The sequence below is a fragment of the Celeribacter baekdonensis genome (assembly GCF_003047105.1).
GTDB classification, from domain to species: Bacteria; Pseudomonadota; Alphaproteobacteria; order Rhodobacterales; family Rhodobacteraceae; genus Celeribacter; species Celeribacter baekdonensis_B.
This window is the reverse complement of sequence record NZ_CP028472.1, coordinates 140,100-153,957: the sequence shown is the minus strand read 5'-3', so window position 1 is coordinate 153,957 and position 13,858 is coordinate 140,100. Positions and strand designations below refer to the sequence as shown.

Genomic DNA, 13,858 nt, shown 5'->3' with positions numbered 1-13,858 from the left:
GATCACATCCTGAACAGGCCGAAGGAGGTCTCTTTAACGGGCGCGTTGAGCGTTGCCCGTAGTGAAAGCGCAATGACGTCTCGGGTTTTACGCGGATCAATGATTCCGTCGTCCCACAGCCGTGCTGAGGCGTAGAGCGGGCGCGATTGACGGTCGAACATCTCGATGGTCGGACGTTTGAATTCGTCCTCGTCTTCCTGTGACCACGTTCCGCCCTTGGCCTCGATCCCTGCGCGTTTGACGCCTGCGAGCACGCCGGATGCTTGCGCACCGCCCATCACGGAAATCCGCGCATTGGGCCACATCCACACAAAGTTCGGGCCGAAAGCACGCCCGCACATGCCGTAGTTGCCTGCGCCATAAGAGCCGCCAATGATGACGGTGATCTTGGGGACGTCCGCGGTGGATACTGCGTTGACAAGTTTCGCGCCGTCCTTTGCAATCCCGCCTGCCTCGTATTTTGATCCAACCATGAAGCCGGTGATGTTTTGTAGGAACAGGAGCGGAATTTTGCGCTGGCAACACAGCTCAATGAAGTGTGCGCCTTTGAGGGAGCTTTCCGAAAACAGCACGCCGTTGTTGGCGATGATGCCGACCGGCACGCCGTCGATATGGGCAAACCCCGTGACCAAAGTATTGCCATAGCGCGGTTTGAATTCGGAAAAGTCCGATCCGTCCACGATCCGTGCGATGATTTCACGCACATCATAGGGCGATTTGTCGTTGGCGGGCACGATGCCCATAATGTCGTCGGCAGGAAAAAGCGGGGCACGAGGCGTCTTGAGGTCGATATTGGGACGCGGTGCAGGACCGAGGTTTGCGATGATCTCGCGGGCGAGCGCCAGAGCATGGCGGTCATCGTCGGCCAGATAGTCGGCAACGCCTGACAAGCGCGTATGCGTATCGCCCCCGCCCAGAGTTTCGGCGTCGATTTCCTCACCTGTCGCCACCTTCACAAGTGGCGGACCCGCGAGGAAAATCGTGCCTTGCTCGCGCACGATAATGGTCTGATCACTCATCGCGGGGACATAGGCGCCGCCGGCGGTGCATGATCCCATAACAACCGCGATTTGCGCGATGCCTTTGGCGCTCATGCGGGCCTGGTTGTAAAAAATGCGACCAAAGTGGTCACGGTCAGGAAACACTTCGTCTTGGTTGTTGAGGTTCGCGCCGCCACTGTCGACGAGGTAGAGACAAGGCAGTTCGCACTCCTCGGCAATCTCTTGCGCGCGCAGGTGCTTCTTGACCGTCAGCGGGAAATAGGTGCCGCCCTTTACCGTCGCATCGTTGCACAAGATCATGCAATCCCGCCCCTCGACGCGTCCAATGCCCGCAATAGCCCCTGCTGCGGGAATCTCGTCATTGTAGTGCCCGCTGGCGGCAAAAAGACCCACTTCCAAAAAGGATGATCCGGGATCGAGTAGGCCAGCAATGCGGTCGCGCGGCAGGAGTTTGCCGCGGGCTTCGTGGCGGCTGCGTGAGGCTTGCGAACCACCTTGCATCACGCGCATGGCCTCGATTTCGATCTCAGCGTAATGGGCCTCCATTGCGGTTCGGTTCTCGGCGAACGCGGGCGATCCCGAGGCGATGCTACTGCGCAATATTGTCATTCGTCTCTCCTGTCGTGGGGGGCAAACCTCCCCCTTCTGCACGCATAGCGCGCAGGAGGGGGGCCGTCGGATTGGGTTAAGTGTCGTTTAGGACGACATCAGGCTCGGGAGCCACAAGGTCAGTTCGGGGAAGGAGAGCAGGATCAACAGGACCACAATCTCCATCGCTAGGAAGGGCAGGATGCCGCGGAAAATCTTGCCCAGTGGCACGCCCGTCTGGGCCGCCGCAACATAGGCGTTCAACCCAAGTGGTGGGGTCAAGAGTCCAATTTCCACGGTTTTGGTCACCACGATCCCGAACCACACGGCGTCGTAATCGAGTGCCATCGCGGTGGGAAACGCGAGCGGCATGGCCAGCGAAAGAATTGCGAGTTGGTCCATGAACATGCCCATGATCAACAGCGCCAGGATGATGATCGCCATGATCGATACGCGTGACATCTCGGTGTTTGCTACAAATTCCAACAATGTGTGAGTGATGCGGGTGAAGGCGAGATAGTTGGAGAAGATCGCAGAACAGGCGACAATGGCCACAATCATAACGGTCGCACGGATGGCGCGAGAGACCGAGTGATTGAACGCCGCAAAAGACAAGGTGCGTTGCAGCAAAACGATGACCAGAGATCCCATGACACCGAGCGCTGCGGCTTCTGAGGGTGACGCGATGCCGGCGTAGATCGCGCCGATCACGAGGATCATCAACGCAACCATCGGAAAGACATGGCGGCTGGATTTTACGGCAGTTTTGAGATGAAACGGATCGCCTTTTGGGGCTTGGTCAGTGGTGTGGGCGATGAGCTTGATCACCACGGCTAGCCCAAGCGCTGTTAGTATGCCGGGAATGATGCCTGCAATGAACAGTTTGCCAATTGAGGTCTCGGTAAGCACGCCGTAGACGACCAGGACGATCGAAGGCGGGACAACGACAGCCAGCGTGCCGCCCACAGACACGACGGCTGCGGCGAGACGTTGAGAATAGTTGTGATCGCGCATCTGCGGAAAGGCCGAAGAGGCCATCGCGGCGGTGGAGGCCGTCGAACTGCCGACGAGGGCGGCGAGAATGACAGAAGCTCCGACGGTGGCCATCGCAAGTCCGCCTTTAACGTGGCCGATCCATGCCTGACAGGCAATGATGGCGCGACGGGTGACATCACCGGCGGTCAAGAGTTCTGCCATCAGGATAAAAAGCGGGATGGCCACAAGAATGAAAGAGGCTGAGCTGTCGAAGAAAGTGCGCTCCAACACGGCAAACGCGGGGCGCGGGCCGAGTTGGATTGCGAGGCCGAGAAACCCAGTCAAGCCCATGGCGAATGCGATCGGCATTCGAAAGATCATGAACAAAGCCAGAAGGGCCAAAATAGCGGCAAATGTCAGCATTGGACGGTGCGAGCTCCCTGAGGACGTGGGGGGAGAGTGGTCGGCGCAACGGCCGGCCACTCGATGTGTCGTAACTGAGCCTTGCGTTACTGGGCAGTCAGGGTGCTATAGATTTCGAGCACCTCTTGCGCGTTCTCGCCGCCCATGCGGGTGACCCAATCGGTAGACACGGGCGACATGCTGGTGCGGAGTTCATCAAGCTCGGCCTCCGTAAAGCTGTAGGTGTCGATCCCTTCGGCCTTCCATTCATCAATCAGAGAGAGAACAATGTCGTCTTGCACTTGGGCCACATGGGTTGCGACCTCGGAACCGAGAGTGACCATTGTCTTTTGCACGTCCGCGTCGAGGGTGTCGAAGACCTCGGAGCGCACCACCATGATGAAGCTGTAGCCACCAAAAGAGCCGTTGGTCGAAATGTGACTTACGACTTCGTTCAGCTTGTATCCGGGCACCGACGCCAGCGGGAACAGAACCGCATCAAGGCGACCGCGTTCAACGGCAGTGTAGACCTCTGGGCCAGGGATCGAGATCCCGACAGCACCCAGATCGCGGGCCGTCATGGCCTGTGTCGCGCCGGAGGTGCGCACGTCAAGCGCATTCCAGTCGGACGTTGCGCCGAGGCGTTTTTTGGCGAGGACTTGGTACGGCGGTAGCGTAAAGCCGAAGATCGGCGTCACGCCAGCCGCCAGAACTTCGTCACGCAGGGGGCCTTCGGCGAGCATTTCCTGCAGTGCAATCGTGCCCGTTACAGCCGACCCGTAATAGCCGGGAAGGCCGATCACGGAATTCAACGGCATTGTCTCCGCGTGATAAGAGGCCCCCAACAGAGCGGCGTCAAGGATGCCGCTTTTGACGGCATCAAGCTGCGCTTTGGCCTTGGCCGCTTGTTGCGAGGGAAAGTGGTTGAAGGTGATTGCACCGTCGGTGGCTTCTTCAACTGCGGCCATCCATTTGCTTGTGCCCTCGACAGACACAATGTGGCTTGTGGATTGAAAATCCCCGAGGCTTAAGGTTTCTGCGTGGGCCGTCGTGGCGCACAGAGCCGCGACGCTTGCCAAAGTGGCGAATAGGTTTTTTGCGATAGTCATATCTGTCTCCTCCCTGAAACGATATTTTTAATCTGTTGGAACACGCACCTCTTTTGCGAAAGCGTCGTGAAAGAGGCGCAGCGCCAGAATTCCGAACCCCAGCGGGGCGACGGCATAGGCCCATCCGAGTGGCCAATCGACGACACCGAATTCCACGTCTGAGTTGACGAATGCGTGCAACGCAAAGCGTCCGGACATGTAAGTCACGGCACCGAAGAAGGCAGCCGGTAGGATCAGGCGTGTGAATCTAATCCAACGCCCGATCTGTCCGGGGAGCTCGGGGATGAAGTCGAGAGCCAAATGTCCACCATCGCGGAATACCCGCGACACGGACAGAGTGGCCAATGCGGGCATCAGATAAAGCTCTGTGAGCTCGAACTGGAACTGCACCGGATGGTTAAAAAACAACCGGAGCAGAATGTCCGCATTGATCAGCGCCACGACTGCAATAAGGCCGAGGCACCCTACAAGATGCAGGGAATCCTCGATTTTTTTTAGTATGCTTCCAAACACGTGCAACCCATCCTCCCTATGGTTGACGCGCCGGCTCCCATTAGCGTTTGGGAAGCTCGACGATGGCGGAGCCCTTGGCGGAGAGTTCCCCGTCCTGCTGCTCGGCGCGTTGCTGGATTTCGAGCAGATACTTACCATCTTCCTCGAACTTGCGGGTCACCGACCCGTTGATGAGAATCACGTCACCCTCGGGGTTGTGACGGCGAACCTCACATTTTGCCTGACGCAAGAAGCCATCATCGCCCATCCAGTTGGTAACCTGCTGGGTGAGCCACGATGTGCGTTCGGGACCGTAGTCATAGGCACCCGGAGCGCCAACTTCGAGCGCAAATTCTTCTTCCCAGTGAACGCGCTCAGGACAATCGGGGATGCCGAATTTGTTTTTGGGTCCGGCGCTGGGATGCTTTTGCTGCAACTGCCAAGCGAGCTTGTTGGCGCGGATGTAAAGACCACCCCAGCCTTGGGCGTAGGCGATGAAACCGGTTGCGGTCATCGGACCTTTGACCATCGTGGGCAGATCGTCGCCCTCGTTGATGTCATCCCAGTACCGCGTCTCGGACCCACGGACTTCCTCTTGCTCGTAGTACTTGTAGTACTCGTTGAGCTCGTCCTCGGTCCAAACCTTACGACCGTTCTCTTTGGCCGCTGTGTACTTGGTGCCGTTTTCGCGTGCTTGGTCGCGGTCGGTGCGGAAGCACCAGCTATCCGCGTCTGCGACCAGATCACCGGTCGCCGCGTCATAGAAGTCCACATGGTAGATTTGCTGGACGGCTTTGCCTGCGAAACGGGTGTCGTGCTCGATGAGGTCCTTGAGCACAGCTTCGGTACGGAACTCCATGTTGCGTGTGATTGTCTTGTGCCAGTTCCAGTTGGCCCCCGACCACATCGCGTGCACACCCGGCAGACCGCCGACATAGCCGGAGATGATGCGGTTTGTTGCGAACAAGAAGCTCGGCAGCGCAATAACGTCACCGTATTTGGTGGTCTTGGCGTATTCGGGGTCACACCACAGCGGGTTGTCATCACCAATGCCGTGGGCATAGTGGCGGATGTTGTCGCGGGTGGCTTCATAGCACCAGGGCTCGACGGTCTTTTCGATCTTTACGCCAATGCGCTTGCGAAGATCATCGAGACCCTCTTCGGTGATTTTCGGAAACTTCCGTGTCATCTCGTTCATGTTCGTTCTCCTTAAATGGTGGGAGCTTCGGCGTCACTGAGCCGAAGCGAGCTTTGCGGCCTGCTGGTCTCGCAGGATCTTGCGGTTCACCTTGCCTGCCGGTGTTTTGGGCAGTTCGGTGACGAATTCGATTTGGCGGGGGTATTCATGGCGCGCGAGTTTGGCGCGCACATGGTCCTGAATGCTCTGCGTGAGGCCTTCGGTCTCGGCCGCTTTGAGGATGATGTACGCTTTGACCACCAAGCCGCGTAGGCTGTCGGGGGCACCGATCACGCCACACTCGGAGACGGCGGGGTGGCTGAGGATCGCATCCTCGACCTCGACGGCACCGATCGTCCAACCTGCAGAGATTATGACGTCGTCTGCGCGGCCACCGTGGTAGAAATACCCGTCGACGTCGACGCGTCCGAGGTCTTTGGTCGGGAACCACTTGCCGCCCTTTTTGACCATCATCTCGCCCATCTCTTCTGGGTCACAGCGTGATCCGTCGTCGCGTTGAACTTCGACCTCGACGCCTGGAACGGCCTTGCCCATGGCGCCATCACGCACTTCGAGGTCATCGGCACCCGGATAGTTGGCGATGATCACACCGATCTCGGTGGTGCCATACATGGAACGCACTTTCGTGCCGAAGATGCGCTCCACATACGCGGCTGTTTCACTGTCGATCGGCTCGCCCGTAAAAGACAGCTTGTCGAAGCAGTATGTGTAGTCCTCTGCGACGCCAGAGTTTCGCATCATCCGATAGTGGGTGGCGGCGGCGGTAAGGTTGGTGATCTTGAACTCACTGAGCGCTCTCAACAGGCGCTCGGCGTCGAACTTGCCCGAGAACGTGCCGCTGGAGACGCCCATCGCCAACGGTGCAAGCGTCCCGTGCCAAAGGCCATGCCCCCATGCGGGCGAGGAGGGACAGAAAAAACGGTCACCGGGTCGAATGCCCGTGGCATAAAGTGCTGCCACCATCAGTGTCACGATCGAGCGGTGATTGTGGTGCACGGCGGCGGGCAGCGCGCGGGTTGTGCCGGAGGTGTATTGCAGCACGGCCAGATCGGTGCCTGCGGTCGCGCACTCGAACGTGTCGGGCAGATGACTCAGGCTGGCGAGAAAGTCCGCGTCGACGACGGTGACGTTCTTCGCGCCGCCTTCGATGGCTTCGGCCGCTTTTTCGGCATTGGTGAAAAACACTTCGGGCTGGCAATCGCCAACGCGCAGCTTGATGCCATCAGGACCGAACAAGGTGAACATCGGCACGGCGACGAAGCCTGCCTTGATCGCGCCAAAGATGGCGCAGTAGAAGCCGAGCGAGGGTTCGATCATCACGGCAACACGGTCACCTTTGTTCAAGCCGAGCGATGTGAGGTGATGAGCGATCCGTGAAGAATGCGCCGCGATTTCAGCAAAGGTAATGATCTCGTCACGTCCGTTCGAATGGGCCACCCGGATCGCCACTTTGTCTCCGTCGACGTGGCGGTCGATGCACTCATGCGCAATGTTGAACTGCTCACGGGTACCGTCAAAAAGGTCCCAAAGCGCCTCTTTGGCAAACTTCGACTGGGCGTCCGCATAGGACGTGTAATCGGTCAATCGACCCATAATCAAATTCCTCCCTTGGTGCATCGGCTCGCCCCTCCCAGGGATGCCGTGCTCGTTGACATCAAGGGTAAGGATGTGGATATGTTATTGTCAATACGCTATTATTATTGTATATAGGCAATGAAAATGGCGAACGATGAGGCTGACAATGTCTACAAATGAAGCAAAAGAAACGACCAAGCGGCAGGTGCCCGCAGTGACGCGAGCCGTTGCAATCTTAAGGTTCTTGGCGCGCGCCAGTGATCCGGTTGGGGTCAACCCGATGGCGCGGGAGTTGGGGTTGGTGCCAAGCACCTGCATGCACATCCTGCGCGTGTTGCAAGACGAGGGGCTTGTCGAATTTGATTCGCACACCAAGCGCTATTCGATTGGAATCGGCATTCTGCCGCTCGCGCGCGCCGCGCTGCAGAAGAATTCCTTTTCCGTTATGATCCAGCCGCGTTTGTCTGACTTGTCGTCTCGGTATGGGGTGACGACCATCGCAACGCAGCTTGCGGAACCGGGACAGATGGTCGTCATCGCGCTGTCGCAATCCTCGTTGCCATTCCGCCTTCAGGTGGACCTCGGCTCACGCTTTCCGCCGTTGATTTCCGCGACCGGCCGTTTGTTCGCGGCTTTCAACAACCTTGGCGAAGACCGGTTGAAGTCGGAGTTCGCGCGGTTGGTCTGGGATCACCCGCCGACATATGCGGACTGGATCGCCGAAATCGAGATGGCCAGAACGCGCGGATATGCTGTGGATGTGGGCACCTATATCTCCGGCGTCACCGTTGTCGCCGTTCCGATGTTCGACGCGCGCGGAGAAATGATCCGTTCCCTCGTCGCCATCGGCATCTCCGAGCGCGTGAGCAACGACGAAATTCCCAAGCTCGCACGCGCGTTGATCGAGACCCGTAACGACATCGAAGCAATGCAAATCACAAACGTAACATAAGAAAGGAACGATCATGAGGGAGGAGCGCAACTGGAAGCCGCTAAAGGCGGGGGCTTTCATGCAGACAATTGGGCCGATTAAGATGGCGCGTGATGCGGACGGTGGATCACTGTTTGCGCTTGAGACGACAGAGGCACACGCCAATCTTTTGGGGTTGGTTCACGGTGGGACGATCACTGCGTTGCTCGATCAGGTGATCGCAACAGTTGCGTGGAATGCCGCCGACCGCGCGCCTTGCGTTACGGTACAAATGGATACGCGTTTTGTCGGGGCATCCGAGCCCGGCACGCGTTTGGAAGCGCGGGCCGTGCTGCGTCAGAAGACCGGTTCCATGCTGTTTTTGGACGCCGAAGTGGTGGACGGCAAGCGCAGTATCGCCCTCGCCAGTGCCGTCATGAAAATCATTCGAAAGGCCATGTAAATGACCACGCAACCGACAGAGCAGTATCAAGGCCCGCTCGCGGGCGTCAAAGTACTCGATTTCTCCCGCATCTTGTCTGGTCCCTACGCGAGCATGGTGCTCGCGGATCTTGGGGCCGAAATCATCAAAGTCGAACCGATTGAGCACGGCGACGAGACCCGTAACTTCCCACCCTTTCAAGGCAGCATGAGCCACTACTACATCGCCCTGAACCGTTGCAAAAAGAGCATCGCACTTGACCTCAAATCCCCGAAGGCGTGCAAATCGCCAAAGAGCTTGCGGCTCAAAGCGACATCGTTTTGGAGAACTTTCGACCGGGCGTGATGGATCGCCTGGGCTTGGGCTATGAGCGGCTCAAGGCTGACCATGCGGCGCTGATTTATTGTTCCATTACGGGGTTCGGGAAAGAAAGCCCGCATGGCAACAAGCCCGCCTTCGACATTGTCGCTCAGGCGCTCTCAGGGGTTATGAGCGTGAACTGCGAACCCGGACAGGCACCGAACAAACTCGGCATTCCGATGGGAGATATGGCGGGGAGTATCTTTTCGCTCTTCGGCGTGTTGGCGGCTCTTCATGAGCGCAATGTCACAGGGCAAGGGCGGCATGTCGAGATCGCGATGCTCGACAGCCTCATTGCGCTTCAAGGTTACCTGTCGCAAATCTATTTCGTTACGGGTGAAAGTCCGCAGCCTGTAGGCACGCAACACCCCAGTATTGTCCCCTATGGCTCCTTCCCGACCTCGGACGGACACGTGATCGTAGCCTGTTTGGTGGAGCGCTTTTGGCATAACTTTGCGCGCTCACTCGGGCGAGAGGACCTTATCGAGGATGAGCGTTTTGCCAAATACGAGGCACGACTGGCCAACCGCGACACGTTGACGCCGATCATCCACGAACGCATGGGCCAAGACACCACGGACTATTGGTTGGCACGTTTGACCGAGTTTGATGTCCCCAATGCGCCGATTCTCTCCATTGGCGAGGCCTTGGAGCAAGACCATGTGGCGGCTCAAGGGTTGATCGAAACGGTCACGCATCCGCTGGACGGAGATATGAAAGTGGTGCGCGGTCCGATCCGGTTTGACGGCGCAGGGCCAAAGGCGGCCACGGCACCGTCGCGTCTGGGCGAGGACACGCAAGAGGTTCTGCGAGACCTATTGGGTTATTCCGAAGAGAAGATCGACGGGATGCGAGATCGCGCGGTGATTGGTGGCCGCACGTGTGAAACAGGTATAGTTGTCTAGCTGTTTAGTCCCAGATTCTGATGGTCTACTGATCTTGTGACCATCAGAAAGACGGATTATGGGACACATTCTTCACGGGAGCGCTAAGACCAAAGGAAGCGCATTCTCACCTTGAAACGCACGTCACCGACTTCATTGCAGCCGACAATGACGCACGCCGATTGAAGACGCTGCAAGGCCTCACCCCGTTCGAATACTGGTTGAGACGTGCACGAGCCTTGGCATTGGCGCGTCTGGTGAAATGTACCCCTCCGCCGGGGCAGAACTTGTCGACAGTGGATCAATCATTGCCGTATGGCGCATTGCGATGCCGGTTAGAACAGGAGCCATCCACTCTATCAGCTTTGATGCAAGCACTTAACTGCTGCTGGGGCAAAACCCGATACCGATGAGCCAAGATGCCACCAGCGCTGAGTTGACACCGAATATCCCAACCTGCTACAAAGAGTTGTGCAACGACGCACCTGACATGATCAAGCATCGCAGCTGAACATTTGTTCCGTTGCGTTTTTTTGTGTCGAATCAGCCCTCAGATGTTCAGCCTGTAAAAAAATAACAGGGAGACTATCTGAAATGAAAAAGCATCTTAAATCCAGCGTGATTGCTCTGGCGGCGGCACTGACCGCGTCCGCAGCAACAGCAGATATCAAGGTCGGCGCGATCTTCGATCTGACTGGTGGCCTGAACATCTACGGCATCTAGCAGGACAACGCCTTGGATCTTGCCGTCGAGAGCATCAACGCAAACGGAGGTCTGCTCGGTGAACAAATCGAGGTCGTCAGCTACGACTCGCAGTCTGAACTCAGCAAGTACACCCAATATGCAAATACATCAGTGTTGCGCGATGGCATTTCTGCCATGTTTGCAGGCTTGACCAGTTCGTCCCGCGAAGCGATCCGCCCGATTTTCCACAAGGCAAATATTCCTTACTTCTACTCTTCGCTCTATGAGGGCGGTGCCTGTGACCGACAGACATTCGTGACAGGATCGTCCGCGTCGCAACAGCTTGAGCCGTTGATTAAGTGGGCAATCGAACAGTATGGCCCGAATATCTACATCATGGCACCGGACTATAACTTTGGTACGATTTCTGCGCATTGGATTCACGAATATGCCGAGCAGAACGGCGGTCAGGTCGTCGGCGAAGACTTCTTGGCACTGACGGTCACAGACTACTCGCCAACAATTCAAAAAATTCAGCAGTCGCGTCCGGATTTTGTCGTGGCTCTGCCCGTTGGTGCGAACCAGACAGGGTTCTTGGAGCAGTTTGCCGCTGCCGGTCTGAAAGAGGACATCGGCGTCGTGTCGTCCAATTACGGCTCTGGCAACCAGCAGGTTGTCGTGTCACCGGCGGCCGGTGAAGGCCTGATCGCCAGCCAAGGGTATTTCATGCAAGTGGATAACCCTGCCAACGCCGAGTTCGTTGAAATGTGGATCGCGAAATATGGTGATGACACCCCCATCGTTTCCGGTGCCGTAGATGTATGGAACGCTGTCCACGTTTGGGCTGCGGCAGTTGAAAAAGCAGGCGACGCGACCCCGGAAGCGGTGATCACAGCGCTAGAAAGCGGCATTACATTTGATGCGCCAAACGGCACAGTGACGATGGAACCCGGTTCACACCACCTTCGTCAGAACATTTATATCGCGGAAGGTAATGCGGATCACGGTTTCAGCATTGTCGAAACGTTCGAGGATGCTGCGCCAAGCTATGAGAATGAGATGTGTGACCTGATCGCAAATCCTGATCTGGCCGAGCATTTCACACCGGAAACCAACTAAATCAAAATCCGCGCCCCTGCGCGGCGTGGTAGGGGGCATCCGACGTCACGCGACCGATGGTTGTGAACGCCTGAACCGTTGCGCCCTGCCCCATGCCTTCGCGCGGAGAATAGTAGACGATCCAGCCCCCCTTTTTCAGAGACTTTACGGCGATGAGCTTGTCGTGCCCAAGCTGTGCAAAACCGCCATCACGTCCGCTGCGGGCATGGTCCGCCGATGCAACACCCATCCAAAACGCCATAGCTCAACTCTCCTCAAGCGCATCTGCGCAGCGCTGCAACAAATCTCTCAACACGTCGGCCTCGTCATCCGTCAGTTTCGAGAGCATCCGCCGTTCGACCGCCTCGGCGGCAACCATGCCGGCCTGCGCCGCCGTTCGGCCTTTTTCGGTCAGTTCCGTCATGATGATCCGCCCATGCTCCGGGTGCGGCGTGCGCAGGATGAACCCGTCTCGCTCAAGGGTGACAAGCATACCCTGCATGGATTGGGGCGTCACGAAGGCTGTGCGGGCGAGGGCGGCATTCGAAATCCGAGGGTTGCCACGAATGGCAAGCAGCACCGCATTTTGCGATGCGGAGACGCCTGTCCCGCTCAATTCCGCCTCCAACCGTTGCCGAAGACGATGCTGGGTCATTTTCAGATCGTAGCCGATCCAACTCTCCCGATCCGTTGGGATCATTTTGCGCATTGACATATCAGGTTCCTGATATAAATGTAAGGAGCCTTACATTATGCCGGAGAATAAGAAATGACAATGCCAATCGGCCCATCCTTTGTCGCCCTGCAAGTTCGTGATCTCGCAGCCTCCACCGCGTTCTACAAAGACGTGTTCGGTTTTGCCGCAGGGGATCACAACCCGCCCGGTGCGGCCATCTTCGCGACCGAACCGATCGCTCTGGCCCTTCGCGAACCATTGCGGTCATTGCCTGAGACCGGCCCCTTGGGAACCGGCATGGTCTTGTGGGTCGCCTGCGACGATGCGGACGCGTTCCATGATCAGATCATCGCACGCGGCGGGAAAGTGTTAAGCCCGCTGAGTGACGGTCCGTTTGGCAGGTTCTTCGTGGCCAGCGATCCCGATGGATACGCCCTTACCTTCCACACGGCACAACGCTGAGTGCCGCCAAGCACGGCAACGCCTCCAAGACAAAAGGAAACCACCTCAAAATGGCAAACGACAACCAGCCTCGACTTTTCGTCACCGGCGCGACCAGCTGCAAAAAACCGCGTCTTTAGCCACCACTATGTCAAGGATTTGGCCGCGCAACGTTAGTAACATTGCGCAGCCAACTTTAACGGAGCGATTTGCCCTCCAACTTATGCGGATGGTGGGTCTCCAAGGGTGCGGCGGACGAACACCCGCGAGATGTCGCGGGGATCGTACTTGACGAGCAATTGCCGTTTGGTCCGCCCCAAATCGGCGCTCAACGCCGCCGACCAATAGCGCAGGCCGAACAAATGAATGCCGGTTAGCCGCAGGGTCCGCTCTTGTTCCAGCAGGAAGGTGAGCCAGAACCGCAGTCGATCCTCCGGTAGCCGGAGCGGGATGTCTCCTTCGTGTTCCCACCAGACCGCCAGTGGTGGACGACTGAGGGTGCCGTGAATCGATTGATGATAGGAACCGACGATGTCGAGCGCGATGTACCGCTCTAGCTCACGCAATGTCAGGGCCACGTGGCGCTTCGGGTCGTAGTCACCCAGATCCTGCTCATTGCTGAAGGTCGTTCCGGGCAGGAGATGCAGCCGCCCCATCTGCATGCCGATCAGTCGCTCGATATGCCCGCCGAGCCGCGGCGTGCCTGATGGCCGTCAGCCAATGGCGATTCCTGCGCCGTCACAGCCGCGTTTGAAAGCGCGGCTGCGGAAATCCGCGCCGTTGTCGACGTGAACTTTGTCAGGAAGACCGGCGACACGCCACGGCTCCACAATGTCGCGCTCTTTCAGCCAGGCGGACTTGTCGAACACAGAATGCAGCAGAAAAAATCTCAAGTTAAGGGCTCAGTCTCAAATTACGTGCCAGCGCAACATGCTGAAATCATTGAGCCCGCGGTCTCAGAATTAAGTGACAAGTTACATCAGGCCAAGACGGACCTTACCGCCGTTCGCGCTGGTGATAGGT

The 13,858-nt window shown here is 57.6% G+C and carries 15 protein-coding genes and 2 pseudogenes; 7 read left to right on the top strand and 10 right to left on the bottom strand.

Translation table 11 applies throughout. From position 1 onward, the window contains the following. Positions 1 to 2 precede the first annotated feature (2 nt). From DA792_RS00760 to DA792_RS00735, 6 genes are all read right to left on the bottom strand, one after another. Positions 3 to 1,610: a carboxyl transferase domain-containing protein gene (locus tag DA792_RS00760; RefSeq protein WP_107717522.1), complete on the bottom strand. Its 1,608-nt coding sequence runs from the start codon at positions 1,608 to 1,610 to the stop codon at positions 3 to 5. Positions 1,611 to 1,697: 87 nt separating this feature from the next. Further along, entirely contained in the window at positions 1,698 to 2,987 is a 1,290-nt protein-coding gene (locus DA792_RS00755) for a TRAP transporter large permease (RefSeq protein WP_107717520.1), read from the bottom strand. An 86-nt stretch (positions 2,988 to 3,073) separates the two neighbouring features. Beyond that, entirely contained in the window at positions 3,074 to 4,075 is a 1,002-nt protein-coding gene (locus tag DA792_RS00750) for a TRAP transporter substrate-binding protein (protein WP_107717517.1), read from the bottom strand. Positions 4,076 to 4,102: 27 nt separating this feature from the next. After that, positions 4,103 to 4,588, bottom strand: coding sequence for a TRAP transporter small permease (locus DA792_RS00745; RefSeq protein ID WP_254679224.1), 486 nt, complete (start codon positions 4,586 to 4,588; stop codon positions 4,103 to 4,105). Positions 4,589 to 4,628: 40 nt separating this feature from the next. After that, positions 4,629 to 5,765: an FAS1-like dehydratase domain-containing protein gene (locus DA792_RS00740; RefSeq protein ID WP_107717513.1), complete on the bottom strand. Its 1,137-nt coding sequence runs from the start codon at positions 5,763 to 5,765 to the stop codon at positions 4,629 to 4,631. A 33-nt stretch (positions 5,766 to 5,798) separates the two neighbouring features. Beyond that, complete coding sequence (locus tag DA792_RS00735) at positions 5,799 to 7,358, bottom strand: acyl-CoA synthetase (protein WP_107717511.1); 1,560 nt, start codon at positions 7,356 to 7,358, stop codon at positions 5,799 to 5,801. 148 nt (positions 7,359 to 7,506) lie between these two features. On the opposite strand from DA792_RS00735, the gene DA792_RS00730 reads away from it, so the two are divergent. From DA792_RS00730 to DA792_RS00710, 6 genes and pseudogenes are all read left to right on the top strand, one after another. After that, positions 7,507 to 8,292 carry an IclR family transcriptional regulator gene (locus DA792_RS00730; RefSeq protein WP_107717509.1) on the top strand — a complete coding sequence of 262 codons (786 nt, stop codon included), beginning with the start codon at positions 7,507 to 7,509 and terminating at the stop codon, positions 8,290 to 8,292. Positions 8,293 to 8,305: 13 nt separating this feature from the next. After that, positions 8,306 to 8,713: a PaaI family thioesterase gene (locus DA792_RS00725; protein WP_254679215.1), complete on the top strand. Its 408-nt coding sequence runs from the start codon at positions 8,306 to 8,308 to the stop codon at positions 8,711 to 8,713. Then, a pseudogene (locus tag DA792_RS00720) lies at positions 8,714 to 9,957 on the top strand (CaiB/BaiF CoA transferase family protein). It begins immediately after the preceding gene. 95 nt (positions 9,958 to 10,052) lie between these two features. Then, positions 10,053 to 10,154 (top strand): annotated as a pseudogene (locus tag DA792_RS23415) (IS481 family transposase); the annotation flags it as partial. 376 nt (positions 10,155 to 10,530) lie between these two features. Beyond that, complete coding sequence (locus DA792_RS23005; RefSeq protein ID WP_302665101.1) at positions 10,531 to 10,659, top strand: hypothetical protein; 129 nt, start codon at positions 10,531 to 10,533, stop codon at positions 10,657 to 10,659. A gap of 12 nt (positions 10,660 to 10,671) precedes the next feature. Beyond that, the gene (locus tag DA792_RS00710; RefSeq protein WP_254679212.1) at positions 10,672 to 11,739 is read left to right on the top strand and encodes an urea ABC transporter substrate-binding protein; all 1,068 of its coding nucleotides are present in this window, start codon (positions 10,672 to 10,674) and stop codon (positions 11,737 to 11,739) included. Between the two features lies 1 nt (position 11,740). Here the strand turns inward: DA792_RS00710 and DA792_RS00705 are convergent, their stop codons facing one another. Both DA792_RS00705 and DA792_RS00700 read right to left on the bottom strand, forming a co-directional pair. Continuing rightward, complete coding sequence (locus DA792_RS00705; protein ID WP_107717505.1) at positions 11,741 to 11,980, bottom strand: EVE domain-containing protein; 240 nt, start codon at positions 11,978 to 11,980, stop codon at positions 11,741 to 11,743. 3 nt (positions 11,981 to 11,983) lie between these two features. Beyond that, complete coding sequence (locus DA792_RS00700; protein ID WP_107717503.1) at positions 11,984 to 12,433, bottom strand: MarR family winged helix-turn-helix transcriptional regulator; 450 nt, start codon at positions 12,431 to 12,433, stop codon at positions 11,984 to 11,986. Positions 12,434 to 12,487: 54 nt separating this feature from the next. Here DA792_RS00700 and DA792_RS00695 point away from each other — a divergent pair, with 54 nt between their 5' ends. Continuing rightward, the gene (locus DA792_RS00695; protein WP_107717501.1) at positions 12,488 to 12,856 is read left to right on the top strand and encodes a VOC family protein; all 369 of its coding nucleotides are present in this window, start codon (positions 12,488 to 12,490) and stop codon (positions 12,854 to 12,856) included. A gap of 200 nt (positions 12,857 to 13,056) precedes the next feature. Here the strand turns inward: DA792_RS00695 and DA792_RS00690 are convergent, their stop codons facing one another. Together DA792_RS00690 and DA792_RS22590 are read right to left on the bottom strand one after the other, a co-directional pair. Next, a complete protein-coding gene (locus DA792_RS00690; RefSeq protein WP_254679211.1) occupies positions 13,057 to 13,497 on the bottom strand; it encodes a Mu transposase C-terminal domain-containing protein in 441 nt (146 codons plus the stop codon). A gap of 51 nt (positions 13,498 to 13,548) precedes the next feature. After that, positions 13,549 to 13,728 (bottom strand): hypothetical protein, encoded by a 180-nt coding sequence (locus tag DA792_RS22590; RefSeq protein WP_107717499.1) that lies wholly within the window; start codon positions 13,726 to 13,728, stop codon positions 13,549 to 13,551. Positions 13,729 to 13,858 lie beyond the last annotated feature (130 nt).